The sequence below is a fragment of the Collinsella sp. HCP3S3_E5 genome (assembly GCF_052067635.1).
GTDB lineage: Bacteria > Actinomycetota > Coriobacteriia > Coriobacteriales > Coriobacteriaceae > Collinsella.
The window spans coordinates 1-25,889 of record NZ_JBQHQF010000021.1; the positions used below are offsets into that span (position 1 = coordinate 1).

The window sequence follows — 25,889 nt, forward strand, 5'->3', positions numbered from 1 at the left end:
GTAAGGGCTACCGCACGGGCCGATACTCAAAGCCCATTGTGGCATCCCGAGCCCGCGAAAAGAAGCTGCGCCGCGGGGGAGGCGACCCAAATGGCTTTCTCATATCGTCTTGTTGGGTACCCATTTCAAGGATAATTTCCCTTTTTTGAAATTGCTGGATTGAAGCCATTGCCGCTAGCTCGGTTAATAGGTTTTGGTTGTCGCACGGGACGTACTGACAGAAAAAATTCGGATCTAGGGACACAGAATCGCTCCAACGGGCACATATCGTTAACAAATGCTAACCAAGAATAAGATATGCCATCGGGGGAGGGCATTATCAAATGCTAATGAGATTCTGGCTTTTTCGGAAATTTCAGAAATACATAAAAATGGAGTACCGCTACGCCACTATTTGCTAGCTGTGATTATCGTTGCTGTGCCGCTGCCGCCCGATTTGTTCGAAGGACATGATGCTGGATAAGGACAACGCCCATTTACTTGGCGATAGTTGCTGGTTTAATTACATTCCCTGCTGTTTGAGTTCCTTTTGACACCGGGGCATCTCTTCTTGCCTGTCAATTACAGTAGTCGACTCTTTCGCAGAGAACAAAGCTTCCGGCATTGAGATTATCTGGGAAAACGATCAGAAAACTTTGCCTTCAGCTTCAAATTACGCACAATTCTATTTATCATCTATTTAACATCTTGTTATCAAAATGGGCACAAGGAGGCAGGCTCAATGGGTGAAGCAGATGGCATGGAGCTGATTTATTCACTTATCGGCTATCCCGATGAAACCGAGTGGCTTGAGTTTAAAGAGGGTAATAGCGACCCCGTTAGAACGGGGCGTGACATCTCGGCGCTTGCTAATGCTGCAGCTTACTGCGGCCGTGCATATGCCTATAAGATCTGGGGCGTGAGTGACGATACTCATGAGCTCGTGGGCACCCAGTTCAGCCCATATCACGCAAAGGGCAAGGGAAACCAAGAGCTTCTGATGTGGCTCAAGCTTGCGCTCTCAAACAATGCGAATTACGAGTTTGCGGTTATTGATCATGAGACAAAGCGCTTTGTGGTGCTGAAAGTGCACGCCGCGAACGCTCAGCCGGTCTATTTTGATAAGACCGCTTACATCCGAGAGGGATCTTCGACGGCAGAACTGCTTCCCGGTAGCGCGCGAGAGGCGGAGCTCTGGCGTCGTTTGCAGGCGGGGAACGCGGAGCTTGCTGTAGTTGGGAGAGATCTGACATCTCAAGAGGTCGCCGAGATCCTGGATATTGATGCATATTTTGAGCTGTGCAGATTGAGGAGGCCCGTCAATCTGGACGGAGTAATTCTTGCTCTCTGTGAGCAAGAGTTGATTCATCGCCAAGACAACGGCCGTTATAGCATGACGCGGCTGGGGGTGCTTCTGGTGGGAAAGAGGCTCTCTCGCTATCCGGAGCTCAGAAAACGCATGCTGCGAATTGTGCGATATGCGGGAAAAGGCAGCTTTGACATTGTTGGTGATACTGAAATCGATAAGGGTTACGCTTTAGCGCTTCCGCAGGCTGAGCAATTGATCATGTCGATGATTCCGGCTGTTGAGACGTTGGATGGTGCATTTCGACGCATCCAGACGGCCTACCCCCAAAGGGCGATTCGCGAACTACTATCAAATGCCGTGATCCATCAAGACATTGCTGACAACACGGCGGGGCCTCTTGTTGCGATTTACGACAATCGCATTGAGTTTTCCAATCCCGGGACAACCCTTATTCCGGCAGAACGCGTGCTCAACGCGCAGCCGAAAACGCGCAATTCGATGATGGCGTGCCTCATGCGCCAAATGGATCTTTGCGAAGAAGGCGGTACGGGCTGGGATTTAATTGTCGATTCACTTGAAAAGGCGGGTATGCCTTCACCGGTCATCAAGAGTGAGGGCAGGCTGGGAACGCTCGTGACGCTCTATTGCGATTGCCCATATACTCGAATGAAAAAAAGCGAACGAAAAAATGCTGTGTACTGGCATGCTTGTCTTTTGTACGCCCAAGGCGAGTCGATGAGCAATCAGTCGTTGCGAGAACGTTTCGGACTTTCCGATGAAAAGAAAAACACGGTGGCGATGTCTCGTCTAATCAGAGAGTGCCTAGAAGAGGCATTGATAAAGGAAGAGGACGAGGATGCGGGCGCCAAATATCGAAGGTATATTCCGTATTGGGCCTAAAGGTCAGAAGTGGGAAAATGAGACAGCTTGTGTTTGTTAATGACGAAGCGCTGTTGTGACTTAACTATCAAAAAGCTGATTGGGGCATATGGAATCACATGTGCCCCAATCAGCTTAATATCTCTTTGATTTTGGGCTCTGGATAACGTGACGGGCACCATTCCCATTCCAAGAAATCCGATAGGGCCTCGTCCGTGTGTGGGCGGGGCCCTTTTGCGTGGCCTTTTATGTTTGCTATACTGCTAGCAAGTAGAGAGGAGCCGCTATGGGTGCAGCAACGGTGCAGCTCAACACACGAATCGATCCTATGCTCAAGGCTGGTGGCGATGCGGTCCTGACACGCAATGGATTGGGGCCGAGCGATGCCATTCGTGCGCTTTGGGCCTATCTTGTCGAGCATCAAGCGTTGCCGGGATTTATGGTGACGGATAAGCGCGAGGCGCCCCGCGCGGAGAGCCTGGCTGAGCAGGGGTGTGGCTTAGCTTTTTCATCGCTGGGGCTAAATGCTTCGGATTTTGCGCCAGTTGGATCATCTGCGGAAGATTGGGATGCCGTACGAGATGATATGTATGACACGATAATTGCCGATATTGAGGCGAATTGTCGATGATCGAGGCAAAGCATCTTTTGGTAGATACGAACGTTTGGCTCGATTATTACCTGCAAGAGGGGGCGTTCGACGAAGCGAAGAGATTAGTTGAACTGGCCGAGGCGGGAACGATTGACCTTCTGTATGCCCCAACGACGGCAAAGGATGTGTTCTATATTTTGCCCCGGCGACTGGCCCGGCGGAATGCGAATGGGATTAACGTTTCGTTTGCCTCGGCGTCATGGGCCTGTATCGAGCACATGATGCAGGTGGCAACTGCCTCTCCGCTTTCGTTGGCAGAGTGCGAGATGGCGCGCATGCTTGGCAAGCGCATGCCGGATCTCGAAGACAACCTCATCATCGCTTCGGGCGAGACGGCAGATGTTGACTACGTGGTCACGAGCGACCGGCGCATGCTGGAGGCGATGCCCGAGGTGTGCTTGACGCCTGCCCGCGCACTCGAGATGATTGGGATCCTCGGCTAACCTTGCCTGTCTGGTTTCGCTATCATATGGGGCATTGTGAACCTCATGCAACTTTGGAGGACGGTATGGCGGATAACGCCGAGATGCTATTCGCGCCTGAGCTGGTGTTTTTTGATTGGGAGTGCGCGACGCCGGATGAGGTGTTTGCGCGACTCGAGGGCGAGCTCGCTCCGCACGGCTACATTGCGTCCGGTTGGCTCGATGCCGTCCGTACGCGCGAGGACATCTATCCCACGGGCCTCGCTATGCCGGCGGCCAATATTGCCATTCCGCATACCGATCCGGGGTTTGTGGCTAAGCCCTATATCGCGGTGATTAAGCCCTCCGCGCCCGTGACGTTCAATGCTATGGCGGGCATGGGTGCCCCCGTGCCGGCGCAGATCATCATCAATCTGGGTATTGCCGAGCCGGGCGGCCAGGTCGAGGCCCTGCAAGCGCTTATGAATATCTTTATGGATGCCGACGCCGCAGCCGACGTGCTCGGTCAGACTTCGTCCCAGGGCATGGTCGACGCCATCCGCCGCCACTTCTAGGGCCGGCATTTGGGGACTGTCCCTAACTGCCGGCAGAAAAGGAACGTCCCTAGCTGTCGGAGCTGTCCCCTTTGCACCAAAATGGTGCAGATTGACCTGTCTCCCATGCACCAGGTGTGCCGCGGGGCTGCGTTGTGACACAATGACGTTTGTTCGATTCGTGATGCGAAAGGCCAACTATGGCAAACAAGAAAAAGAACCCAGAGGCCGCACCGACGCCCGAGCAACGGTCCCGCGCTGCCTCCAGCTCTCGCAAGAAGCAGCGCAAGACGTACGTGTCTAAGACCGTCAAGATCGTCCTGGTGGTTATCGGCGTGCTGGCAATGCTGCTTTCCGTCTCGGCGATGGCGTGCTCCGGTTTGATGTCGCAGACCGAGAACAATAACTCGGGTTACAAACTGACCGGCGGCGTGGCTGCTACCGTCAACGGAACCAATCTCACCGAGGACACCGTAACCAAGCAGATCATGAGCATGCGCACGTCCTACGGCTACACCAAGGATGAGGATTGGGCGCAGTATCTGGTTGACAACGACCTGACGCCCAAGAAGTACCGCAAACAGCTCATCGATTCCTATACGCTGCAGATTCTGCTCCAGCAGGCGCAGAAGGAGAACGGCGTGACGGTTTCGGACGAGGAAGTAGAGAAGGCTTGGGAGGACGCCTGCAAGAGCGCGGGCGGCGCCAAGACCTTTAAGGAGACCCTTAAGACCTACGGCTATACCGAGGACACCTACAAGGACTCGCTCAAGGAGAGCCTGGCGCAGCAGAAGCTTAAGGATGCCGTTGCTCCCACCAGCAAGCCCAAGGATAGCGAGATTGTCGATTACATTAACGAGAACCTGTCTAACTACAACGATGCCCGCCGCTCGTCGAACATCCTGATCAAGGTTGATTCCGACGCTTCCGACGAGGACAAGGCCGCCGCCAAGGCCAAGGCGCAGGAGTGCCTGGATAAGATCAACTCCGGCGAGCTGAGCTTTGAGGATGCCGTGAAGCAGTATTCCGACGACACCGGTTCCAAGGAGAAGAAGGGTGACGTGGGCTGGGATAAGCTCACCACCTTTGTCGACAGCTACCAGACGGCGCTCGAGGGCCTTAACAAGGGCGATGTGAGCGACGTGGTCGAGTCGACGTATGGCTACCACATCATCAAGTGCACCGACTACTTCCATGTCGATGGCCAGGTCGATGACATCAATCAGGTGCCCAAGGCTATTAAGAAGTACGTTTCCAATGTGGTGAAGACCCAAGCATCGGGCACGGCATACAACGAGTGGCTGGAGAAGTACACGAAGGATGCCGACATTACCGTCAACCCCATGCCCAAGGACGTGCCCTATAACGTAAGCCTGAAGGGCGTCACCAAGAGCTCGACCGACGATTCGTCGACGACTGAGTAATCAAGGGGCGGTGCTCGTGCGAGTGCCGCCCACACTATTGAGGAGGATTTGCAGATGACCAACGAAGAGCTGCAGCAGGAAATGATTGCCGCCATGAAGGCCAAGGACAAGGTTCGCCTGTCTATCATTCGCCAGGTCAAGGCCGAGGTTAAGAACATCGAGGTCAACGAGCGCCGAGGCGTGACCGAGGAAGACGTCAACAGCATGATCAAGCGTCTGATTAAGCAGACAAGCGAGACGTTGGAGATGTCCATCAAGGCCGGTACCGATCAAGATCGTACCGACAACCTAACCGAGCAGGTCAAGATTCTGGAGAGCCTACTGCCTGCGCAGGTTTCGGGTGAGGAGCTCGAGGCGCTGATTGAGCAGGTCATCGCCGAGCTGGGCGCCACGTCCAAGAAGCAGATGGGCCAGGTTATGGGGGCGCTCGGCAAGGCCACCGGTGGCAACTTCGATAAGCCTGCAGCTGCCAAGATTGTCGGCGGCAAACTCGTGTAGGGCCGAGCGGTACATAGTTGGTGTTGAGGGGCGTGACCATTGCGGTCGCGCCCCTTTTTTGTTGGCCGATGAAGGGCGCCTCCCTTGGCTGGTCATTGGGCGCTCATTGGGGACAGGCTTAAATGAGTGCCCAATGAGAGGGTACTCATTTAAGCCTGTCCCCAATGAGTGGGTTAAAGGTTGCGGGTTCTTTACGGGAATGTAGTGTGGGCTGCGGAAACGTGGTTCTTTCCGTAAAATAGAGCAATTCGTGTAAGCGCAGGGAAGGGATATTCATGGCAGACATGATCGAGATCAAGCATCTCAACAAGTACTTTGGCGACCTGCATGTGCTCAAAGATATCAACCTCACCGTCAAGCGCGGCGAGAAGCTCGTAATGATCGGGCCTTCCGGCTCGGGCAAGTCCACGCTCATCCGTTGCGTCGATTATCTGGAGGAGCCCACGTCGGGCGAGGTCATCATCGACGGTACGCCGCTCACCAAGAAGAATCATCTGGAGATGGCTCGCAAGTACAGCTCCATGGTGTTTCAGCAGTTCAACCTATATCCCAACATGACGGTGCTGGGCAACCTGACGCTCGCGCCCATCAAGCTGCAAAAGAAGAGTAAGGAGGAGGCGACCGAGATCGCCATCGCCGCGCTCAAGCGCGTCGGCATGGCGCATAAGGCCGGCGAGTATCCGCAGAACCTCTCGGGCGGTCAGCAGCAGCGCATCGCCATTGCCCGTGCCCTGTGCACCAAGCAGCCCATCATCCTGTTTGACGAGCCGACCTCGGCGCTCGACCCCGAGATGGTCCAGGAAGTCCTGGACGTTATGATTGAGCTCGCGCAGGAGGATATCACCATGATCTGCGTGACGCACGAGATGGGCTTTGCGCGCCAGGTGGCCGACCGCGTCATCTTTATGGAGGACGGCCGCATCCTAGAGGAGGGCACACCCGAGCACTTCTTCGATAACCCCGAGAACCCGCGCTGCCGCGAGTTTTTGTCCAAGATTCTGCACTAGGCGCGGTGATGGACATGACGGATATGACGAGGGCGGCCGTGTCGCGCCGCCACTTTTTGCAGCTGGCGGGCGCCGGTATGCTCGCGCTGACGGGGACCGCGCTTACCGGTTGCGACAACTCCACCGGCGGCGAGGGCTCCGACAAGGGGTCTAAGCTTGCGGCCATCAAGTCGCGTGGCCATCTGAATGCCGGCGTTAAGAAGGACGTTCCTGGCTACGGCTATTACGACACCGCCAAGGGCCGCTTTGAGGGCATGGAGGTCGATTTGTGCTACCAGATCGCCGCTGCCGTCTTTGGCGTGAGCTACAAGGAGGCCCGTGCCCAGGAGCTTGTCGAGTTTACCGACGTAACGCCCAAGACGCGCGGCCCACTGATCGATAACGGCCAGCTCGACGTGGTCGCGGCGACCTACACCATCACCGACGAGCGCAAGAAGAGCTGGGATTTCTCGACGCCGTACCGCACCGACTACGTGGGACTCATGGTCAAGAAGCGTTCGGGCTTTACCTCGATTGAGGACCTGGACGGCAAGGTCATTGGCGTGAGCCAGGGTGCCACCACGCAGGGCCTGATCGAGCAGATGATCAAGGACAACGGCTTTAGCTGCGAGCCCGAGTTTAGGGCCTTTAGCGGCTACCCCATCATTAAGAGTTCGCTCGATGCCGGCAATATCGACGTCTTTGCCATGGACCGCTCCACGCTGGCCGGTTACATGAACGAGACCGTCGAGCTGCTGCAACCCGAGGTCAAGTTTGGCGAGCAGGGCTACGGCGTGGCGACCAAGAAGGGCTGCGATCTTTCGGCCGTGGTCGATCAGGTGATATGCGATCGCCTGGCCGACGGCTGGCTCGACCAAGAGGTCAAGACCTGGGGTCTTGTATAGGCGCATCGTCCAAGGAAGGAATCAAATGCTCGAAGGATTGTTTGACGCCGACCGCTGGTCGACGACATTCCAAAACATGGGGCCCTTCTGGGAGGGCTTTGGCGTGACGATGCAGGTGGTCGTTGCCGGCCTGCTGCTGTCGCTGGTGTTGGGCACGCTGCTGGGCGTGTTCTCTACCACTCGTTCTCGCGTTCTGCGCGCCATAAGCCGCGTGTACGTGGAGTTTTACCAGAACACCCCGCTGCCCGTGCAGGTGCTCTTTATGTACATGGCCGGTCCGCAGTTTTTGCAGGCCATAACCGGTGCCGACCAGCCGGTGCGTATCGCGCCGTTTGTGCTGGGCTTCTTGGGCGTGGGCCTGTATCACGCTGCCTACATTTCGGAGGTCATCCGTACCGGTATCGAGGCCGTTCCGCGTGGCCAGATGGAGGCGGCCCAGAGCCAGGGCTTCACCCGTGCGCAGGCATACTGCTACATCGTGCTGCCCCAGACGTTCAAGATCATTCTGCCGCCTCTGTGTAACCAGGCACTCAACCTGGTCAAAAACACGTCGGTGCTGGCGCTTGTGGCCGGCGGCGACCTTATGTACCGTTCCGATAACTTTGTGAGTTTGTACGGTTACCTGCAGGGATACATCGTCTGCTGCCTTATGTATTTCATCATCTGCTTTCCGCTCGCCATGCTGGTGCAATGGCTCGAGCGCCGCTCCAAGGAGCGCCCGCGCGGCATGAGCCTGGCCGAGCTGGGGCTCGACAACGTAGAGGAGGCCTAGCGCATGGAAATCTTCAACGCGACCAACCTGCTCTACATTTGGGGCGGCTTTGTTAAGACGATCGAGATCTCGGCGCTGTCGATCTTTTTCTCGCTCATCTTTGGCACGGTGCTGGCGCTCGTTAAAAGCTACGCGCCCCGTCCATTCCGTATTTTGGTGAGCGCCTATATCGAGCTGTTCCGTTGCACGCCAAACTTGCTGTGGATCCTGTTTATCTACTTTACGGTGCAGGGTTTGGACATTGTGATTTCGACCATCGCCTTTACGCTGTTTACCAGCGCTGTTATGGCCGAGATTGTGCGTGGCGGCCTCAACTCGATTCCGCGCGGCCAGTTTGAGGCGGCGCAGAGCCAGGGCTTCGGCTTCTTTGCCACCATGCGCTATATCATTCTGCCGCAGACGTTTAAGACGATCATTCCGGCGCTGTTTAGCCAGTGCACGACCGTCATCAAGGACAGCTCGTATCTTTCGGGCATTAACGTGGCCGAGCTCATGTACACGGCAAACGTCGTGATGGCCCACGCGATCGACCTGTCGCAGGTGCTTATGCTCTACGGCCTGGTGTTTGCGATGTACTTTGTGCTCAACTTTGGTATCTCGCTGCTGGTGAGGGCATATCAGCGTCGCATTGTGGCCGCATAGTCCTGCTTCCCCAAGCACGGCATCTTGCCCCTCAATCGTCGCTTGCGTACATTTAGTACGCGGCGCTCCTCTTTCGGGGCAATCTGCCGCACTTGGGAAACCAGGACGAAGGTGGGGGCAAAATGAATGTGACAAAGGGACTGTCCCTTTGTCACATAGAGAAAGGAATCGCGATGAGCGATCTGGAGAACAAGAAGAATCCTGTGGTCATTACCATCGCGCGCGACTTTGGCGCCGAGGGCCACGAGATTGGCCGCATGCTTGCCAACGAGTTGGGAATTCCGCTGTACGACAACGAGCTGCTGGTGCGTGCGTCGATGCGCGCGGGTGAGTCGCTCGATAAGATGGCCGCCTATGACGAGCGTCTGGCCGTGGAAAACATGGCGTTTCTGCCCGACCGCTACGATGCGCGTTCGTACTCGGACAAGTTGTTCCAAAAGATGAGCCAGGTGATTTTGGACCTGGGCGAGACCGAGAGTTGCATTATCGAGGGTCGCCTGTCCGATTACCTGCTGCGTAACAACCCTAATCACATTGCCGTGTTGGTGACCGCACCCTTTGAGGACCGCGTCGAGATCGTGCGCAAGAAGCGTGGGCTCAACAAAAAGAAGGGCGCCAAGCTGGTCAAGCAGCAGCAGAAGGCACGCGAGGCGTTCTATAAGCGCTACAGCGCCGGAAAGTGGAAGATGACGAGCGGCAAGGATATCGTCGTCAACCGCGCCAAGCTGGGTCGCGAGGGCTGCAAAGACGTCATAGCCGCTGCCTACCGCTACAAGGTGGCTCAGCTCGAAGGCTAGCCGACCAAAAGCCATCACAAAGGGGACAGGCACCTTTATGGTGATCGGGCGGCCGACATAGAAAAAGTCCCCGCCGGGCGTGTGCCCGACGGGGACTTTGCCGTTTGGTGGCCAGCGCTGTAGGTGATTACTCACCCAGCAGGCTCTTGGTGATGGAAGCGGCGGCCTTCTTGCCGGCGCCCATCGCCAGAATGACCGTAGCGGCACCGGTAACGATGTCGCCGCCGGCCCAGATGCGGGGATCGGTGGTCTGGCCGGTCTCCTCGTCGGCGACGATGTAGCCCCACTTGTTGAGCTCCATCTTGCCGCCGATCTTGGCAGCGAAGGGGTTGGCGTTGGTGCCGATAGCCGAGATCGCGACGTCGCAGGGAATCTCCTCGATGGCGCCCTCGATGGGCACCGGGCGACGACGGCCGGACTCGTCAGGCTCGCCGAGCTCCATCTTCTGGACCTTGACGGCGCACACGGAGCCGTCCTCGCCAGCGACAAACTCGAGCGGGGAGACGAGCGGCAGAACCTCGACGCCTTCGGCCTTGGCATGGTGCAGCTCGGCGCGGCGGCAGGGCATCTCGTCCTCGGTACGACGGTAGGCGATGATGGCGTGCTCGGCGCCCAGGCGCTTGGCGGTACGGACAGCGTCCATAGCCACGTTGCCGCCGCCAAAGACGACGACGTTCTTGCCGTGCTTGGTGGGGGTGTCGTACTCGGGGAACTTGTTGGCCTTCATCAGGTTCACGCGGGTGAGGTACTCGTTAGCGAAGAAGACGTTGGGTAGGTTCTCGCCGGGGACGTTGAGGAACTTGGGCAGGCCAGCGCCGGTCGCCACGTAGATGGCGTCGAAGCCCTGCTCGAACAGCTCATCGGCCGTGGCCATGTTGCCCACGACGGAGTTGTACTCAAACTTGACGCCCATGTCCTCCAGACCGTCAATCTCGCGCTTGACGACTGCCTTGGGCAGACGGAACTCGGGGATGCCATAGACCAGCACGCCGCCGCCGGTAAAGAAGGCCTCAAAGACGGTGACGTCAAAGCCGTTACGGGCGAGCTCGCCGGCGCAGGTGATGCCGGACGGGCCGGAGCCGACGACGGCGACCTTCTTGCCGTTCTTGGGAGCCATCTTGGGCGTGGAAGCGAGCTCGGGGCGGTCACCCAGGAAGCGCTCGAGCTGGCCGATGGCCACGGGCTCGGACTTCTTACCACGGATGCACTTGCCCTCACACTGGTTCTCCTGCGGGCAGACGCGGCCGCAGATGGCGGGAAGCATGGAGTCCTCGCGGATGGTATCGAGGGCGCCGCCAAAGTCCTTCTCGCGGATTTGCTCGATAAAGCGGGGAATGTTGATGTTGACGGGGCAGCCCTCGACGCAGAACGGCTTCTTGCAGTTGAGGCAGCGCTCGGCCTCGGCCAGCGCCATCTCCTCGGTGAAGCCCTTGTCGACGGGACGGAAGTCGCAGGCGCGCTCGGCGGCCGGCTCCTCGTTATCGGGGGTGCGGGGCGACTTCATATCGGCAACGAAACGACCGTTAACTAGTGGCATGCGCAGCTCTTTTCCTCATAGGCCTTGAGGGACTCGCCCTCTTCGGAACGGTAAGCGGCCTGGCGGGCACGAAGGTCATCCCAGTCGACCAGGGTGGCATCGAAGTCGGGGCCGTCGACGCAAGCGAACTTGGTCACGCCGCCCACCTCGACGCGGCAGCAGCCGCACATACCGGTGCCGTCAACCATGATGGGGTTGAGCGACGCGGTGATGGGGGTGTCGTACTTCTGGGCGGTGAGGGTCGAGAACTTCATCATCGGAACGGGGCCGACGCAGAAGACCTGGCTCACGGCCTTGTCCTGCAGCAGGCGCTCCAGCGGAGCGGTGACAACGCCCTGCTCGCCGTAGGAGCCGTCGTCGGTGGTGATGTGGATGTGGTCCTCGTCGAGGAGCTCGCGGAACTGGTCCTCCATGAGCAGGAGGTCCTTGGTGCGAGCGCCCATGATGGCGTGCACCTCGTGGCCGGTCTCGACCAGGTGCTTGGCGACCGGGAAGGCAATTGCCAGGCCGACGCCGCCGCCAATGACGGCGCAGGGGCCCTCGGCCATCTCGGTGGGAACGCCCAGCGGGCCCACGACGTCGCGCAGCGACTCGCCGGCCTCGTAGGTGGAAAGCATCTCGGTGGTCTTGCCGATCACCATGAAGATGAACTCGACCCAGCCCTCGTCACCGTTCCAGCCGGCCAGAGTAAACGGGACACGCTCGCCCGTCTCGTTGGCGCGGACCATGAGGAACTGTCCAGCGTGCGCATGCTTGGCGATTGCAGGCGCCTCGATGCGGAACTTGAACACCTTCTCCGAGAACTGCGTCTTCTCCAGGATCTTATACATAGAACCCCTCTCTTGTTAGGGCAACCGAACCGTGCCTCCACGGAAATGGACGGCAGCCCGAATAAAACCGTACGCGCACAGGCGTTGTGCAGACATACGGTGCAAATTATACCCTCATGGACATGTTGCTTGCGTGTATCTTTGGCAGGCGGGAAAAGTGATCTAGCACAAAGAGACAGGTTTATTTTGGCGGGTTTTATCAGATAAAACGACAAAAGGGGCCGGCCTTGCACATCGGTGAGGCCGGCCCCTTTTAGGGCGTTGGGTATGTATGGCGGCACAGGGTTTATTGCGATGCGGCCGCTGCGGCGTTTTCGCATATAAAACCTGCCAAAATAAACATCCCTTTTTGGTAGGTTTTAGTGCTTGCCGTTGGCAGAGGCGGAGCCGTTGACGTGGTCGCGGGCATAGATTACGCCGTGCACAATCGCCAGGCCGGCGGCGTCGGCGGCGCGGGCGCAGGTGTCCTGGAAGTCCTCGGCCTCGCGGGCGCGCAGCTGCTTGAGCACGTAGTCGGCGACAGCCATCTTGCCGGGAGGGTTGCCGATGCCGGTGCGGATGCGGCTAAAGTCGCGGCTGCCCATCTTGTCGATGATGGAACGCAGGCCGTTGTGGCCGGCGTGGCCGCCGCCCACCTTGACGCGCACGTCGCCGGCGGGAATGTCGAGCTCATCGTGGATTACGAGCAGCTCTTCGGCCTTGATTTTGTACTCGCGGCAAAGCTTGGAGATGGGGCCGCCCGAGGTGTTCATGTACGACTGCGGCTTGACCAGCACAATCTGGCGCTTGCCGCCCTCTTCCTCTGGATCGTTGATGTTGATGAGCGCGACCTCGGCGCCGGCCTGGTTTTTCCAGTACGTGACGCCGGCCTGACGCGCCAGCTCGTCGATCGCCTTAAAGCCTGCGTTGTGGCGGGTCTCGGCATACTCATCGCCAGGGTTGCCAAGTCCGGCAACCATGCGAATCTTAAGCGGCTGTGCAGCTGCCATGTGCTTCCTTTCATCGATTTGTCGCCTGCTATGGTGAGCGACCCCGTTGCTGCTGTCAAATGGAGGGTGATTGAGGCTGCATGAGGGCGTTTGGACAGTCGTCAGAAGCCGGGATGGACAGTTAGTTCAGATTTGTATAAACCAAGAGATCTTTGACTGCCAAAATCGGGGCCACGGAACTGTCACGGCGCTTTGGGGAGCACAATTTATGCTATTTCAGATCTTTTGAGTCTTCAAATGAGGTGATTGGCGCCGGGATGGCGGCAAACCACCTCGACATTAGCCGTCTGTTTATACAAATCTGAACTAACTGTCCAGCCATGCTCGGTAACACTGGGTAAAAGTCTTTTAGACCGGCGCGAGGCCGATTCCGGCCCGCAGGGTGTTGAGCCAGGCGGCCTGACGCTTGCGATAACCCTTGATGCGGTAGCGGAATCGAACTCCCGCAAGTCGATGCATCGTCTGGGCGAAGGCTTCGAGTGCAACAAGGTCCTTCATTTGGTCGCGATTGATAACCAGGACGTGGATACCCATGGCCTTAAGGCCATTGTTGCGATTGCCATCGTGGATGCGAGCGTTTTGAAGCTCATGTCCAATTCCGTTGTATTCGTTGTCGACTCCGGCGGCTGGACAATATAAGTCGCAGATGGCGTAAGGGATGCCCGAGGACATGTTGACCGCAAGGGTGTCGAAATCGACTCGATAGTTGAGCAGCAGGCCTCCCATGGGCAGGCTGCAACACCCGAATCCGCCAAAGCGCATGGGTGCGCCCAGGACGGCGAACATCAATGATTCCGCTGGGGATGCGGATCCGGCCCGGGCGAGTTTGATAGCTGTGCGAAACGAGGCGTAGGAACTACTTTTGGCAAACCGTGCGACCGCCTCGAGCTCTTCGATGGTTGTGGCGGGCTCGCATTTGTAGTGTGCCTGTTCGTAGCGGGTTTCGGCTTGCTTTTCGGGTGTCGGTTGGTCGCCCTGGCAATCGAGATCGTCCATCGTTTCGAAGCTGTTGGCCTCGGGCCACGTGTCGTCGTAGGCGATGGGGTAAGTTGCTTCGGGCGGAAGTGAGTAGGTTCCGAGCAGTTCCATGAGAAGCATCAAGGTTTTGGCAACCGATTCATTTTTGGAACAAAGCATGGCCGTCATGGCGGGAGACGTTGCGTAGATGTCGGCTTCGATGTGCATGATCGCGCCCTGGGGGAGAGGGGCGGTGATGGTGTGCTGGAGGAGCCGTCCGTCGGGTCGTCTGTTGCTGCCGCTCGCAACAAAGAGGTCTAGACGCTCGGAGTCGTTTTCGCTCCAGGCGTCAAGTATTGCAAGGGCCGCAAAGTCTATGGCGTCCTTGTTGGGAACGCAACCTACGAGGGCTTGTGTCTGTTGCTCGTCATCGATGGCTTCCCAGGGAAGGGCGGAGTACGACCGTCGAGCGCGGCGAATTGCGCGGAGGGCGGAGAGGTGTGAAATTACGGTTGTCATAGCTATAAGGTACTAAGCCGTTGGCGAAATGATATGGCCGTGCCGTTCTTTTCGCTCAAAGGGGCGTCGCGCACCGCGGGCGGTAACGACATCATACGGAATGCCTTGGAAAAGTGGAGAATGGAGTGATGGGTTGGCCTTGGAGGCATCTACTGAGATGGATGCTGGACAGTTAGTTCAGATTTGTACAAGGCGACCTGGGTGTATTGCCGCTGTTGAGGGACTCGGTGGGCAAAATGGGGCCAATGGCATGGTGAAGAGATCCATGGGAGGAGGAATCGAGCGGAATTATGCCGGCAAGAGAGCTTTCGATACATTAAATGGCCCAAACGAATGCCCAAATTAATACAAATCTGAACTAACTGTCCAAGGCGGGTTGTCGAGGGGCAGAAAAAAGGGTCGGAAGTGAGCTTCCGACCCTTCAAAAACACCAAAGATGATGCGATGCGCGCTGGATTACAGCGCGAAGTCGCCGCCGACGAGCGTGGAGACGGGCTCCTCGTGGTAAACGGCAGAGATGGCCTCGGCGAACTCCTCGGCGACCGAGATGGTCTTGATCTTGCCGCCAACCTCGACGGGGATGGCATCGGTGACGAGGCACTCGACGATGGGGGCGTCGTTCAGGCGCTCGATGGCCGGGCCCGAGAAGATGCCGTGGGTGGCGCACACGTAGATGTCGCCGGCACCCATGGCTTTGAGCTCCTTGACGTTGGCGCACAGGGTGCCAGCGGTGTCGATCATGTCGTCATTGATGATGCAGGTCTTGCCCTTGATGTCACCGATGATGCCCATGACCTCGGCGGCGTTGTGGCGCGGACGGCCCTTGTGGGCGATGGCGAGGCTGCAGCCGAGCATGTCGGAGAGCTTCTTGGCAGCTTTGGCGCGACCCACGTCGGGGGAGACGACAACCAGGTTGTCGGTGTCGAAGTGCATGTCGTTGTAGTACTGGCCAAACAGCGGCAGTGCAGACAGGTGGTTAACCGGGATATCGAAGAAGCCCTGAATCTGGCCCTGATGCAGGTCGAGGGTGATGATGCGGTTGACGCCAGCGCGCTCGAGCAGGTTGGCGACGAGGCGGGCGGTGATGGGCTCGCGCGGGCCGGCCTTGCGGTCCTGGCGGGCATAGCCGTAGTGGGTGATGACGGCGGTGATGGAGCGGGCGGATGCGCGCTTGGCAGCGTCGGTGGCGATGAGCAGCTCCATGAGCATGTCGTTGACGTTGCCGCCGGCCACGGACTGAATCAGGAAGACGTCGGCGCCGCGGACGGTCTCGTCGTAGCGGGCGTAAATCTCACCGTTGGCGAACTGCTTTAGCGTAAGGCCCGAAAGCTCGACCCCAAGGTACTCAGCGATCTTCTGAGCGAGGGGACGGTTGGAGGAACCGGAATACACGCGGATGGACTTGCGCATATTCTCCGACTTCTCGGGATCATTAATCGGCATTACCCTTCTCCTTTATATATCGAATGCCATATAGATGCCTTGTTGCATTGTAACCGCGCGGCGGGGTTTATCGGGTCTTGATAACGTCTTTACCGTCAACGAACACGAACCGACCACTCATCCGGTCGCGCAGGTCAGCATAGAAAAAGGAGCCATTCCCATGGGAACAGCTCCTTAGATGCTTGGTAAAACGTTATACCTCGTCGTCCTCGTGCAGACGGCGGCGATAATCGGCGGCCCAGCCCTCAATATTTACCTGACGGGCGCGGCCCAGGCCGAGTGCGTCAGCCGGGACCGGCTCGGTGATGACGGAGCCGGCGGCCACGAGCGCGCCGTCGCCGATCTGGGCAGGCGCGACCATCATGGTATCGGAACCGATGAAGGCATCCTTGCCGATGACGGTCTTGTGCTTGTGCACGCCGTCGTAGTTGCAGGTGATGGAGCCCGCGCCCACGTTGACGCCGGAACCCATGGTGGTGTCGCCGATGTAGGACAGGTGCGGCACCTTGGAGCCCTCGCCGATCGTGGACTTCTTGATCTCCACGTGTGTGCCGGCCTTGGAGCCATCGAGCATGTGGGTGCCCGGGCGCAGGTAGGCGCGCGGGCCGCAGTCGACGCCGTTCTCGATGACAGCCTCGATGGCGATGGTCTCATCGATGGTGCAGCCGCTGCCAACGGTGGTGTCGGTGAGGCGGCTGTTGGGGCCGAGCTGGCACTCCTCGCCCACGGTGACGTGGCCGATCAGGTGTGTCTGCGGCCACACGACGGTGTCGCGGCCGATGACGGCGTCGGGGCCGATCCAGGCCTGCGTGGGGTCGATGAAGGTAACGCCCTCGGCCATCCAGTGCTCGTTGATGCGGTCGCGCGCGATAGCGGTGAGTTGCGCGAGCTGGATGCGGCTGTTGACGCCCAGGCCGTCGCGGTAGTCGTCGCAGTGGAAGATGGAGACTGCCTGGCCGTGGCCCTTGAGAATCTCGAGCATGTCGGGCAGGTAGTACTCGGACTGCGCGTTGTCGTTGCCGATCTCGCTGATGTGGGCTGCGAGCTGCGCGCCGTCGAAGGCGTAGCAGCCGGCGTTGCACTCGAGCAGCGTGGCGGCCTGCTCGGGCGTGCAGTCCTTCTGCTCGATGATGCGCTCGATCTGGCCGTCGGCGCCCAGCTTGATGCGGCCGTAGCCAAAGGGATCGGGCGGGGTCATGGTCATGACGGTGCAGGCGAGCTCGCCGCCGGCGACGGTCTGCGCGAACTTGGCGACGGTGTCGGCGGTGATGAGCGGCAGGTCGCCGTTGAGCACGACGACGGGGCCTTGCATGATGCCGCATGCCTCGAGCGCGACCTTTACGGCGTGGCCGGTGCCCAGGCGCTCGGTCTGTTCGACGCACTCGACCTTGGTGGCGCTGTTGGCGTAGGCGCCGTCGATAAGGGCGCGCATCTCGTCGGCGTGGCTGCCGATGACGACCACGACGCGGCTGCAGCCGGCCTTGATGGTGGCGTCGACGATCCACTGGACCATGGGCTTGCCCAGGATCTTGTGCGAAACCTTGCAGTGGTTCGACTTCATGCGGGTGCCCTCGCCGGCGGCGAGGATAATTGCGGTTGCGTCCATGTGATCTCCTGTTACGTTATAGAGACGTGTGTTTGGAAACGATACACGGCGCAATATGATACCGCAGGCATATGATGAGCGCGTAACGATTGGCGCATGGCGGCTGATGTCGGTGCCGCCGGCGTGACGTTTGCGCTGGTTGTGCATGGCGGCGGCACTGCGGCGTTGGCGTTTGAGCGAGGGGATGGGGGTGTCCGTGGATATCATGCGAGAGGAATCGGGCAACGAGCCCGTCGCGGCATTCTCGATGTCGCATCCGGCGGTGCCGGCGCTCTACATGGTGCTGACGCTGGGGCTCACCATGTTCTCGATGCAACCGGTGCTGCTTGCGCTGTCGCTTGCGGGCGGGCTGGCGTATGGGTTTGCGACGCGCGGCGTCGCACGCACGTTGGGGGCGCTTCGCTGGCAGCTGCCGGTGATTTTGATTATCGCGGTGCTCAACCCGTTATTTAGCGCTTCGGGCTCGACGGAACTGTTCCGTATTGGCATGCGTGCGGTGTATCTGGAGAGCATGGTATACGGCCTGTGCATGGGCGGGCTGTTTGTGGCGAGCGTGCTGTGGTTTGAGGCCGCGGCGTCGATGCTTAGCTACGACAGGGTGCTTGCGCTTTTGGGTAACACCGCGCCGGTGATCGCGCTCATGATCTCGATGTGTATGCGGCTTATCCCGCAGTTTTTGCGTCGCGGTCGCACGGTGCTGGCGGTGCAGGATGCGATTGAAGTGCCGGGCCGCGCGCCGGCCGACCCCGTGCGTTCGCGCCTACGGGCATCGAGCGTGTTGATGGGCTGGGGCATGGAAGATTCGCTGGAGCGTGCGGACGCCATGCGCTCCCGTGGGTGGGGCGCCGCGGCGCGTCGCACGACGTACGCGCGGTATCGGCTGGCGCGCGGCGACGTTGCCGCGCTGGTTGGGCTTGCGCTGTTTGGCGTGGCCACGGCGGCAGTGGCGTGGACCGCGACGATGCAGTATTCGTTTTACCCGCAGCTTTCGGTGCCAGCGCCGTGGCCTGGCTATGTTGTATACGCGACCTGGATGGCGCTGCCCTGCGTGCTGCATGCGATTGACGAGAAGAGGTTTGGCTGATGGCTCGGTTGGACGGGAGCATCATGGCGGACGCGGTGTGCGGCTCGGATATGCCGGCGATTGAAGTGCGGGGCCTGCGCTTTGCCTACCCCGGGGCCGAAGTGCCGGTGTTCGAGGGGCTCGATTGGCGTGTTCCCCAAGGGACGTTTGCGTTGCTTGTCGGTGGTACCGGGTCGGGCAAGTCGACATTACTCTCGTTGCTCAAGCCCGAGATTTCGCCGGCGGGCGAATGCTCCGGCGAGCTGCGCATGCTGGGCGAAAGCGTTGCCGACATGGACGTTCGCGCGTCCGCGGAGCGCGTGGGCTATGTGTTTCAGGACCCCGAGAACCAGATTGTGTGCGAAACCGTGTGGCACGAGATGGCGTTTGGCCTGGAAAACTTAGGCATGTCGCGCGACGAGATGCGCCGTCGCGTGGCTGAGACCAGTTATTTCTTTGGGGTGGAGGATTGGCTCCACCGCGATACCGATGCGCTTTCGGGCGGACGCAAGCAGCTGCTGTCGCTTGCAGCCGTGCTGGCGTTGCGCCCTCGCGTGCTGCTGCTCGACGAGCCCACGTCCCAATTGGATCCCGTTGCCGAGAAAAATTTTCTGCATGCGCTGTTTCGCGTGAATCGCGAGCTGGGCTGCACGGTTGTTGTGGCAACGCACCAGCCGCGCCCGATGCTCGAATACGCGACGTGCGCGTATCGGATTGAGGGCGGGCGCGTATGCGAGGTCGCTGACATCGCCTCCTTGGGGCATCGCGAAGAGCTGTTTTCTGGCGAGGTGCCAGGGTGGGGTGGCTCGCGGCGTGCAAAAAACGGAGTTTTCAGCAGCGCCAGTGGCCGGCCGGGCTATTTGGACCCGCGCGTGGGCGCTCCGGGCGCAAAAAAAAGACCGAAATCGGACAAAACGGCTGAATTTGAGGCGCAAATCCTGTCGCAAGACGACTCGGGGGCGCCATCGTGCGCCGGTGGATGCCGAATACTCCCAAAAATGCACGCTGGGTCGGCTACCACCCTGGCAGGGGGCTGGTTTCGCTACGATCGAGCGTCCGGCTGGGTGCTGCGCGGGCTCGATGCGTCGTTTTCGGCAGGCGCGGTGCATGCTGTTGTGGGCGGTAACGGCTGCGGTAAGTCGACAATGCTTTCGGTGCTGGCCAAGACGGTTAAGTTGCAGCGTGGGCATATGGAGCGTGGGGCGGCCTCGGCGGCATTGCTGCCTCAGAATCCCAAGGCGCTGCTGGTTGCCGAGACGGTGCGCGAGGAGCTGATGGAATGGGCTTCGACCTGCGGATATGACGAGGCTATGGCGCGAGAGCGCGCGACGAGTCTGGGATTGTCCGGCTTGGATGGGCGCCATCCGTACGATCTTTCGGGCGGGCAGCGCCAGCTGCTTGCGTTGGCAAAGCTGCTGTTGATCGGCCCCGAGCTGCTATTGCTCGATGAGCCCACCAAGGGTCTGGACCTGGCCAGCCGTCGCATCATCGCCCGCGCCCTGCGCGACCATGCGGAGGCCGGCGGTACCGTCATCATGGCAACGCACGATCTGGGTTTTGCCGAGCAGGTTGCCGATGACATTGCCATGATGTTCGACGGTGAGATTGCCTGCATGGAGCCGCCCGCCGACTTTTTTGCCGACAATGTGTTTTATAGGGCGTGATGGGATGGCGGATTATCGCGTCTTGCGCCTACTCGCAAAACTGGAGATCCCACTGCTGCTGGCGGTGCCAGCGGTAATGGCCGCGGCGTTGCTGGCAGGCGTTGAGCAGGCGGCGCTTGCCATGCTTGTCGTGGTGGCGCTGGTGCTCGCGCTGTTCTTTGCGGGCTACGAGGCGTCGCGACCGGGCCTGCGCCAGATTATGCCCACGCTGGTTCTGGCGGCGTTGGCCGCGGCGGGGCGTATCTTGTTTGGCCCCATTCCCGACTTTAAACCCGTGAGCGCCATCGCCATTATCGCCGGGGCGACGCTCGGTCGTCGTAACGGCTTTATGGTCGGTGCGCTGGCGGCGCTGACCAGCAATTTCTTTTTTGGACAGGGCATGTGGACGCCGTGGCAGATGTATGCTTGGGGGCTCGTGGGATACGTTGGCGGTGCGCTGGCGTATACGGGTGCGTTCGACCGCGCCGACGGCACCGTGCGCATGCCAGCGCTGATGGCGTACGGCTTTGCGTCGGGCCTGCTCTATGGCGCCGTGATTAACGCCTACGACATCATCGGTTTTGTGCAACCGCTCACGTGGGCGGGCGCCGTGGCGCGTCTTGCCACGGCGGTACCGTTCGATATCACACACGGCCTTGCGACCTGCGTGTTCTTGGCCGCTCTCTACAAACCTTGGTGTCGTCGCATTAACCGTGTCGTCGTGAAATACGGGCTGTAGTGGCGGTTGCGCCGGGGCGAGAATCAATACTGTTGAAGTGCCATTTTAAAACTATGCCGGTTTACGGGGCTAGATTGGCACAGGCAGACCATACCGGCTTTTTTCGAAAATAGACGATCCGTCTACCTGCGGTTTTATTTTGCTTGAATTGCGTTTGGTTGGGGATTTGCGATTTAGCCCCGTAAACCGGCATAGTTTTAAAATGGCCGGCTGATATGACGCGCGTCGTGGCCCTCAGAGAGCCAAATCGATCCGTTTTCTTCCGCCCCCAGACGTCCCCAGGGAATCAGTTGACGGCGCTTGCCACGAAACTAGCCCATCTACTACGTTTAGCTTGATACCCTCGACCATGACCGCGTTTTATGAAAACCGCAGGCTTTCTACCTGCGGTTTTCTTTTTGCGTTGTTCGCCGTGGTTGATGGTAGTGGCTTAAACGTAGTAGATGGGCAGTTTCGTGGCGGGTGTGCCGCGTGGATTCCCTCGCGAGGTGAAAATGATCCGTTTTGCTTCGTCCCCGAGGGGTCGGCTGGGGCTAGAGCTCTAGGGTGAGAGTGACGGGGCAGTGGTCGCTGCCAAAGATGTCGCCGCGGATGCCGGTGTCGCGCACGTTGCCGGCGATGGTGTCGCTCACCAGGAAGTAGTCGATGCGCCAGCCCGCGTTGTTCTTGCGGGCATTAAAGCGGTAGCTCCACCAGCTGTAGACGCCCTCGACGTCGGGATTTGCCGCGCGCCAGGTATCGGTAAACCCGGCATCGAGCAGCTCGGTAAACTTACCGCGCTCCTCGTCCGAAAAGCCTGCGTTGCCGCGGTTGGACTTGGGGTTCTTAAGGTCGATCTCCTCGTGCGCCACGTTAAAGTCGCCGCAGGTCACCACGGGCTTGCCGGTCTCGCGCTCAAGCGCGCTCAAAAAGCCGCGATAGGCATCGTCCCAGGCCATGCGCACATCGATGCGCGCGAGCTCATTTTGGGCGTTGGGCGTATAGACGTCCACAAACCAAAACTTGTCGAACTCGAGCGCGCAGACGCGGCCCTCGGTCGCGGCCTGCGCCACGAGCTCGGCTGCCGCGCCCTCGCCGGCGTAAGGCAGCAGCGCATCGGCGCGCAGCACGCGCAGCGGTTCCTGGCGGCTAAAGACCGCAGTGCCCGAATAGCCTTTACGCTCGGCGTAGCTCCAGGTTTGGTGATAACCGGGCAGGTCGATATCGGCCTGGCCCTCCTGCAGCTTGGTCTCTTGCAGCGCCAGGATATCGACATTGAGCTCCTGTGCGATCTGGATAAAGCTCGGGTCCTTTTTGAGCACGGCGCGCAGACCGTTGACGTTCCACGAGGCGAAAGTGTAAGTCTGAGGCATGGTGTCCTTTCGACGGGGTTTGCAGGCTTAAGATTAGCGCAAAAGGGGCGGTGGTGGGCTCCGCGCGTGCTGACTCAAAGGCCGCATGCTGGGATGTCGCCCGACGCTGCCCGACCAACAAGGACGGAGGACTCATATGACGCAGGCGATATCGGATCCCAAGCGGGCCTCCGCCGCACTGGCGGAGCTGTTTGGTACCCACAAGCGTGTGGTCTTCTTTGGCGGCGCCGGTGTTTCCACGGCGAGTGGCATCCCCGATTTCCGCAGCGTGGACGGCCTATATCACCAACAGTTTGCCTACCCTCCCGAGACCATGCTCTCGCATAGCTTTTACGAGGCGCATCCGGCCGAGTTCTTCGACTTCTACCGCACCAAGATGATCTCACTTGGCGCCAAGCCCAACCGCTGCCACACCAAACTGGCCGAGCTGGAGCGTGCCGGCAAACTAAATGCCGTGGTGACGCAAAACATCGACGGCCTGCATCAGATGGCGGGCTCGCAGCGCGTGTTCGAGCTGCACGGATCGGTCCATCGCAACATTTGCCAGTCGTGCGGCGCGGTCTATAGCGCCGAGTGGATTTGCGCCCGCGGGCACGAGGACGCCGCGGGTGTGCCCGTGTGCCCCGCGTGCGGCGGGCGCATTAAGCCCGATGTGGTGCTCTACGAGGAGCCGCTCGACGAGCATGTGCTGACCGACGCCGTTGCCGCCATTGCCGCGGCCGATGCCCTCATTGTGGGCGGGACCTCGCTCGTGGTGTATCCGGCGGCGGGTCTTACGCGATACTTTACCGGCGATACGCTGGCCATATGCAATCGTGCTCCCACCGATCAGGATGCAAATGCCGACCTGCTGATTTCTTGCGACATCGCTGCCGCGTTTGCGTTCTAGCCCGCGCGCGCGGATACAATAGAAAGACTGATTGCAAAGCGACCCCGCCGCCTGCGCCCGAGCGTGGCGGCGCGGGCATTTTAGGAGGATGTTCATGGCGAACGACAGCAAGACATGGCGGTGCGGAAAGTACGAGCTCAGCTTTGACCGTCCGCGCATCATGGGCGTCCTCAACGTGACGCCCGATTCGTTTAGCGACGGCGGGGAGCATTTCGACCCGGATGCCGCCATCGAGTACGGCCTGGCGATGCTCGACGCCGGTGCCGACATCATCGACGTGGGCGGCGAGTCCACGCGCCCCGGTTTTACCCCGGTCAACCCCGACGAGGAGGCTCGCCGCGTGCTGCCCGTTGTGCGTGCGTTGGCCAAAGAGGGCGCCATCGTCTCGATCGACACACGTCACGTGGCGGTTGCCAAGGCGGCCGTGCGCTGCGGCGCCTCGATCGTCAACGACGTGACGGGATTCACCGACCCCAAGATGGTCGAGTTTGTCGCGACGAGCACCTGCGGCGTCATCGTGATGCACGCCGGCGAGGTCGCCGCGCCCGCTCGCACGCATGCAACGGTGCAGCTCGATACCTCTGCCGCGGCGTTTGTTGCCGAGAAGGCGCGCGAGGCGGCTGCCGAGGCCGCGCGCGAGGCCGAGAAGCCCGCCCGCCGTCGTCGTGGCAAGCTGCTGGGCGAGCCCAAGACGGAGGCCAAACTGCCGGGTGGCGTGGTGCAGCCCTCGCTGCCGTTTGGCGATCCGGAGCCAGCGCCCGAGCCAACGGGCGAGCAGAAGCAGGAGACGCCGGCCGCCGAGCAGGCTGCCCCTGCCGCCGAGGCCGCCGCGACCCCTGAGCCCGCGCCGGAGCCCAGCGATCACTTGGCCGCCATGATGCGCCGCAGCGCCCGCCGCGAGGAGGCTTATGTGCCCACCTCGCAGCTTCGCCGCTTTACCCTGCCCGATTCGGCGCCCATCATGCGCCGCGTCATGGGCTTTCTGTCCGATCAGGCCCGCGCGCTCATCCACGCCGGCGTGTCACGCGACCGTATCTGCATCGATCCGGGTCCGGGTTTTGGCAAGACGGCCAACGAAGACATCGTCATCCAGCGCGAGACCGCCAAGATGGCGTCGCTGGGCTATCCGCTCATGTGCGCCGTGTCGCGCAAGCGCTTTGTGGGCGCCGTCTCGGGCGTGACCGAGGCCGCCGAGCGCGATGCCGCCACATTTGGCGTGTGCCTGGGCGCTATCCAGGCCGGTGCCAACATCGTGCGCGTGCACGATGTCACCGGCTTTGCGCAGTTCCTGAACGGCTACTGGGCTGTTGCCAAGCCGCAGCCGCGTCGCGCGTTTGTGGCCGTGGGCTCCAACCTGGGGCATCGTTGCGACAACATCCGCGCCGCGCGCGACATGATCGCCGAGATTCCGCTCACCTGTGTGTCCAACTGCTCGCGCATCTACGAGAGCGAGCCGGCCTACGAGACGCGCCAGGACGCGTTTGCCAACGCTGTCATCGAGATCAAGACCGAGCTGGCGCCGCTGGTGCTGCTCGACGAGCTTATGAAGATCGAGGCCGAGCTGGGGCGCGACCGATCCAAGAGGGCCAAGGTCAACGGCCCGCGCACCATCGACCTGGACCTGCTGTGGATGGATGGCGAGATCCACGGCGGCAAAAAGCTGCGCCTGCCGCATCCGCTCATTGGCGAACGCGACTTTGTGCTGGTGCCGCTCGAGGACCTGATGCACGACCCGGCGCGGTTCTTCCGCTACAACGGCGTCGAGGTCAAGGAGCCCGAGGATCGCGTGGGCCATATCGTGGGCGAATTGGGGCGTATGTAGATGATTGAGATGAACGCTGTAACCGTCGGTGCCGAGCTTGACGCCGCGCGCGACGCGGGTCGCGAGGGTGTGCCCGCGGGTTGGTGCGCCTGGAGTGCCGGCGACACATCGTTGGCATTTTCGCTGGTCGTGCGCCCGGATGTGAATATGCACGCCTTCCATGGCCTGCCGTTTGTGGCGGCGATGGGCATGATGGACGCGCTTGCGGGAACGGCATCGACGCCGGGGCTGGGCCTTGCCGGCAAGGTGGGCATTCAGTGGCCGAGCGATATCGTGTACGGCGCGCCCGCGTTTGAGACGTCGTTTGCACGCGTCGCCGTCAACGGTGGCGCCGGTGCCGCGGGCATGTTCGGTGCCGTGACGGTGGATATTGAGCGCGCGGCGCTGGGCGAACTTGGCGTGGATGTGACCGATGAAGCGCTGGTCGAAGCGCTGACTACCGCCGTGCTGGCTCGCGTGGACGCCTGGGCGGTTGTCGCCAACACGCCGCAGGGCGCCGCCGGCCCGCTGGCTCCCGTGCTGGGCGAGTACTTCGACATGGTGCCGCTGCTGGGCCGCCAGGTTGCGGCGGTGTCGCCCAACGGCTTGCCGCTTGCGGTCGGTGTGTTTGCGGGCCTGGACATCTGGGGTCGCGCGACCATCAAGACCGATGCCGGCGAGCAAGAGTTTCCGCCCGAGGCCGTACGAATTCGCGGGCTGTAG

Annotated in this window: 24 protein-coding genes; 17 read left to right on the forward strand and 7 right to left on the reverse strand. The window is 60.2% G+C overall.

Annotation, left to right across the window (positions count from 1 at the left end; translation table 11 throughout):
• Positions 1-721 precede the first annotated feature (721 nt).
• The 11 genes from ACTM82_RS07025 to ACTM82_RS07075 all read left to right on the forward strand — a co-directional run bounded on the left by ACTM82_RS07025 (position 722) and on the right by ACTM82_RS07075 (position 9,798).
• Positions 722-2,188 carry an ATP-binding protein gene (locus ACTM82_RS07025; protein ID WP_441055428.1) on the forward strand — a complete coding sequence of 489 codons (1,467 nt, stop codon included), beginning with the start codon at positions 722-724 and terminating at the stop codon, positions 2,186-2,188.
• Positions 2,189-2,453: 265 nt separating this feature from the next.
• Positions 2,454-2,798 (forward strand): type II toxin-antitoxin system RelB/DinJ family antitoxin, encoded by a 345-nt coding sequence (locus ACTM82_RS07030; RefSeq protein WP_441055426.1) that lies wholly within the window; start codon positions 2,454-2,456, stop codon positions 2,796-2,798.
• Complete coding sequence (locus ACTM82_RS07035) at positions 2,795-3,262, forward strand: PIN domain-containing protein (RefSeq protein ID WP_441055424.1); 468 nt, start codon at positions 2,795-2,797, stop codon at positions 3,260-3,262. The genes ACTM82_RS07030 and ACTM82_RS07035 overlap by 4 nt, the downstream gene beginning before the upstream one ends.
• A gap of 65 nt (positions 3,263-3,327) precedes the next feature.
• Positions 3,328-3,795, forward strand: a complete 468-nt coding sequence (locus ACTM82_RS07040) for a PTS sugar transporter subunit IIA (protein ID WP_441055422.1) — start codon at positions 3,328-3,330, stop codon at positions 3,793-3,795.
• A 179-nt stretch (positions 3,796-3,974) separates the two neighbouring features.
• A complete protein-coding gene (locus tag ACTM82_RS07045) occupies positions 3,975-5,198 on the forward strand; it encodes a peptidylprolyl isomerase (protein WP_441055420.1) in 1,224 nt (407 codons plus the stop codon).
• 54 nt (positions 5,199-5,252) lie between these two features.
• Positions 5,253-5,696: a GatB/YqeY domain-containing protein gene (locus ACTM82_RS07050; protein WP_441055418.1), complete on the forward strand. Its 444-nt coding sequence runs from the start codon at positions 5,253-5,255 to the stop codon at positions 5,694-5,696.
• Positions 5,697-5,971: 275 nt separating this feature from the next.
• A complete protein-coding gene (locus ACTM82_RS07055) occupies positions 5,972-6,703 on the forward strand; it encodes an amino acid ABC transporter ATP-binding protein (protein WP_055251548.1) in 732 nt (243 codons plus the stop codon).
• 8 nt (positions 6,704-6,711) lie between these two features.
• Positions 6,712-7,587, forward strand: coding sequence for a transporter substrate-binding domain-containing protein (locus ACTM82_RS07060; RefSeq protein WP_427795601.1), 876 nt, complete (start codon positions 6,712-6,714; stop codon positions 7,585-7,587).
• A 25-nt stretch (positions 7,588-7,612) separates the two neighbouring features.
• Positions 7,613-8,359: an amino acid ABC transporter permease gene (locus ACTM82_RS07065; protein ID WP_441033137.1), complete on the forward strand. Its 747-nt coding sequence runs from the start codon at positions 7,613-7,615 to the stop codon at positions 8,357-8,359.
• Between the two features lie 3 nt (positions 8,360-8,362).
• Positions 8,363-9,001, forward strand: coding sequence for an amino acid ABC transporter permease (locus ACTM82_RS07070; protein WP_055285379.1), 639 nt, complete (start codon positions 8,363-8,365; stop codon positions 8,999-9,001).
• Positions 9,002-9,174: 173 nt separating this feature from the next.
• Positions 9,175-9,798, forward strand: coding sequence for an AAA family ATPase (locus tag ACTM82_RS07075; RefSeq protein WP_427717988.1), 624 nt, complete (start codon positions 9,175-9,177; stop codon positions 9,796-9,798).
• Positions 9,799-9,925: 127 nt separating this feature from the next.
• Here ACTM82_RS07075 and gltA read toward each other — a convergent pair whose 3' ends face one another.
• From gltA to glmU, 6 genes are all read right to left on the reverse strand, one after another.
• The gene (gene gltA / locus ACTM82_RS07080; protein ID WP_427728860.1) at positions 9,926-11,335 is read right to left on the reverse strand and encodes an NADPH-dependent glutamate synthase; all 1,410 of its coding nucleotides are present in this window, start codon (positions 11,333-11,335) and stop codon (positions 9,926-9,928) included.
• On the reverse strand, positions 11,326-12,165 hold the full coding sequence (locus tag ACTM82_RS07085) for a sulfide/dihydroorotate dehydrogenase-like FAD/NAD-binding protein (protein ID WP_006235793.1): 840 nt from the start codon (positions 12,163-12,165) through the stop codon (positions 11,326-11,328). Before ACTM82_RS07085 ends, gltA begins: the two co-directional genes overlap by 10 nt.
• 359 nt (positions 12,166-12,524) lie before the next feature.
• Entirely contained in the window at positions 12,525-13,154 is a 630-nt protein-coding gene (gene pth, locus ACTM82_RS07090) for an aminoacyl-tRNA hydrolase (RefSeq protein WP_427717993.1), read from the reverse strand.
• Positions 13,155-13,502: 348 nt separating this feature from the next.
• The gene (locus tag ACTM82_RS07095; protein WP_441055416.1) at positions 13,503-14,630 is read right to left on the reverse strand and encodes a hypothetical protein; all 1,128 of its coding nucleotides are present in this window, start codon (positions 14,628-14,630) and stop codon (positions 13,503-13,505) included.
• 456 nt (positions 14,631-15,086) lie between these two features.
• Positions 15,087-16,073, reverse strand: a complete 987-nt coding sequence (locus ACTM82_RS07100; RefSeq protein WP_154516678.1) for a ribose-phosphate diphosphokinase — start codon at positions 16,071-16,073, stop codon at positions 15,087-15,089.
• A gap of 193 nt (positions 16,074-16,266) precedes the next feature.
• Positions 16,267-17,679 (reverse strand): bifunctional UDP-N-acetylglucosamine diphosphorylase/glucosamine-1-phosphate N-acetyltransferase GlmU, encoded by a 1,413-nt coding sequence (glmU, locus tag ACTM82_RS07105; protein WP_154516675.1) that lies wholly within the window; start codon positions 17,677-17,679, stop codon positions 16,267-16,269.
• 205 nt (positions 17,680-17,884) lie between these two features.
• Here glmU and ACTM82_RS07110 point away from each other — a divergent pair, with 205 nt between their 5' ends.
• The 3 genes from ACTM82_RS07110 to ACTM82_RS07120 are packed head-to-tail and all read left to right on the forward strand — an operon-like array spanning position 17,885 to position 21,124.
• Positions 17,885-18,763: an energy-coupling factor transporter transmembrane component T family protein gene (locus tag ACTM82_RS07110; protein WP_441055430.1), complete on the forward strand. Its 879-nt coding sequence runs from the start codon at positions 17,885-17,887 to the stop codon at positions 18,761-18,763.
• Positions 18,764-18,786: 23 nt separating this feature from the next.
• Positions 18,787-20,406 (forward strand): ABC transporter ATP-binding protein, encoded by a 1,620-nt coding sequence (locus ACTM82_RS07115; protein WP_441055414.1) that lies wholly within the window; start codon positions 18,787-18,789, stop codon positions 20,404-20,406.
• A gap of 4 nt (positions 20,407-20,410) precedes the next feature.
• Positions 20,411-21,124: a DUF6580 family putative transport protein gene (locus ACTM82_RS07120; RefSeq protein ID WP_441055412.1), complete on the forward strand. Its 714-nt coding sequence runs from the start codon at positions 20,411-20,413 to the stop codon at positions 21,122-21,124.
• A gap of 533 nt (positions 21,125-21,657) precedes the next feature.
• On the opposite strand, the gene ACTM82_RS07125 is transcribed toward ACTM82_RS07120, so the two are convergent.
• Positions 21,658-22,476 carry an exodeoxyribonuclease III gene (locus tag ACTM82_RS07125; RefSeq protein ID WP_441055410.1) on the reverse strand — a complete coding sequence of 273 codons (819 nt, stop codon included), beginning with the start codon at positions 22,474-22,476 and terminating at the stop codon, positions 21,658-21,660.
• A gap of 136 nt (positions 22,477-22,612) precedes the next feature.
• Here ACTM82_RS07125 and ACTM82_RS07130 point away from each other — a divergent pair, with 136 nt between their 5' ends.
• The 3 genes from ACTM82_RS07130 to ACTM82_RS07140 all read left to right on the forward strand — a co-directional run bounded on the left by ACTM82_RS07130 (position 22,613) and on the right by ACTM82_RS07140 (position 25,889).
• A complete protein-coding gene (locus tag ACTM82_RS07130; protein WP_441055408.1) occupies positions 22,613-23,365 on the forward strand; it encodes an NAD-dependent protein deacylase in 753 nt (250 codons plus the stop codon).
• A 94-nt stretch (positions 23,366-23,459) separates the two neighbouring features.
• Positions 23,460-25,187, forward strand: a complete 1,728-nt coding sequence (gene folP / locus ACTM82_RS07135) for a dihydropteroate synthase (protein WP_441055406.1) — start codon at positions 23,460-23,462, stop codon at positions 25,185-25,187.
• Complete coding sequence (locus ACTM82_RS07140; RefSeq protein WP_441055405.1) at positions 25,188-25,889, forward strand: hypothetical protein; 702 nt, start codon at positions 25,188-25,190, stop codon at positions 25,887-25,889.

Excerpts from the sequence above, each read along its gene's own strand:
- ACTM82_RS07025 (WP_441055428.1), top strand. The coding sequence starts at position 722 with ATGGGTGAAGCAGATGGCATGGAGCTGATTTATTCACTTATCGGCTAT.
- ACTM82_RS07030 (WP_441055426.1), top strand. The coding sequence starts at position 2,454 with ATGGGTGCAGCAACGGTGCAGCTCAACACACGAATCGATCCTATGCTC.
- ACTM82_RS07035 (WP_441055424.1), top strand. The coding sequence starts at position 2,795 with ATGATCGAGGCAAAGCATCTTTTGGTAGATACGAACGTTTGGCTCGAT.
- ACTM82_RS07040 (WP_441055422.1), top strand. The coding sequence starts at position 3,328 with ATGGCGGATAACGCCGAGATGCTATTCGCGCCTGAGCTGGTGTTTTTT.
- ACTM82_RS07045 (WP_441055420.1), top strand. The coding sequence starts at position 3,975 with ATGGCAAACAAGAAAAAGAACCCAGAGGCCGCACCGACGCCCGAGCAA.
- ACTM82_RS07050 (WP_441055418.1), top strand. The coding sequence starts at position 5,253 with ATGACCAACGAAGAGCTGCAGCAGGAAATGATTGCCGCCATGAAGGCC.
- ACTM82_RS07055 (WP_055251548.1), top strand. The coding sequence starts at position 5,972 with ATGGCAGACATGATCGAGATCAAGCATCTCAACAAGTACTTTGGCGAC.
- ACTM82_RS07060 (WP_427795601.1), top strand. The coding sequence starts at position 6,712 with ATGGACATGACGGATATGACGAGGGCGGCCGTGTCGCGCCGCCACTTT.
- ACTM82_RS07065 (WP_441033137.1), top strand. The coding sequence starts at position 7,613 with ATGCTCGAAGGATTGTTTGACGCCGACCGCTGGTCGACGACATTCCAA.
- ACTM82_RS07070 (WP_055285379.1), top strand. The coding sequence starts at position 8,363 with ATGGAAATCTTCAACGCGACCAACCTGCTCTACATTTGGGGCGGCTTT.
- ACTM82_RS07075 (WP_427717988.1), top strand. The coding sequence starts at position 9,175 with ATGAGCGATCTGGAGAACAAGAAGAATCCTGTGGTCATTACCATCGCG.
- gltA (WP_427728860.1), bottom strand. The coding sequence starts at position 11,335 with ATGCCACTAGTTAACGGTCGTTTCGTTGCCGATATGAAGTCGCCCCGC.
- ACTM82_RS07085 (WP_006235793.1), bottom strand. The coding sequence starts at position 12,165 with ATGTATAAGATCCTGGAGAAGACGCAGTTCTCGGAGAAGGTGTTCAAG.
- pth (WP_427717993.1), bottom strand. The coding sequence starts at position 13,154 with ATGGCAGCTGCACAGCCGCTTAAGATTCGCATGGTTGCCGGACTTGGC.
- ACTM82_RS07095 (WP_441055416.1), bottom strand. The coding sequence starts at position 14,630 with ATGACAACCGTAATTTCACACCTCTCCGCCCTCCGCGCAATTCGCCGC.
- ACTM82_RS07100 (WP_154516678.1), bottom strand. The coding sequence starts at position 16,073 with ATGCCGATTAATGATCCCGAGAAGTCGGAGAATATGCGCAAGTCCATC.
- glmU (WP_154516675.1), bottom strand. The coding sequence starts at position 17,679 with ATGGACGCAACCGCAATTATCCTCGCCGCCGGCGAGGGCACCCGCATG.
- ACTM82_RS07110 (WP_441055430.1), top strand. The coding sequence starts at position 17,885 with ATGCGAGAGGAATCGGGCAACGAGCCCGTCGCGGCATTCTCGATGTCG.
- ACTM82_RS07115 (WP_441055414.1), top strand. The coding sequence starts at position 18,787 with ATGGCGGACGCGGTGTGCGGCTCGGATATGCCGGCGATTGAAGTGCGG.
- ACTM82_RS07120 (WP_441055412.1), top strand. The coding sequence starts at position 20,411 with ATGGCGGATTATCGCGTCTTGCGCCTACTCGCAAAACTGGAGATCCCA.
- ACTM82_RS07125 (WP_441055410.1), bottom strand. The coding sequence starts at position 22,476 with ATGCCTCAGACTTACACTTTCGCCTCGTGGAACGTCAACGGTCTGCGC.
- ACTM82_RS07130 (WP_441055408.1), top strand. The coding sequence starts at position 22,613 with ATGACGCAGGCGATATCGGATCCCAAGCGGGCCTCCGCCGCACTGGCG.
- folP (WP_441055406.1), top strand. The coding sequence starts at position 23,460 with ATGGCGAACGACAGCAAGACATGGCGGTGCGGAAAGTACGAGCTCAGC.
- ACTM82_RS07140 (WP_441055405.1), top strand. The coding sequence starts at position 25,188 with ATGATTGAGATGAACGCTGTAACCGTCGGTGCCGAGCTTGACGCCGCG.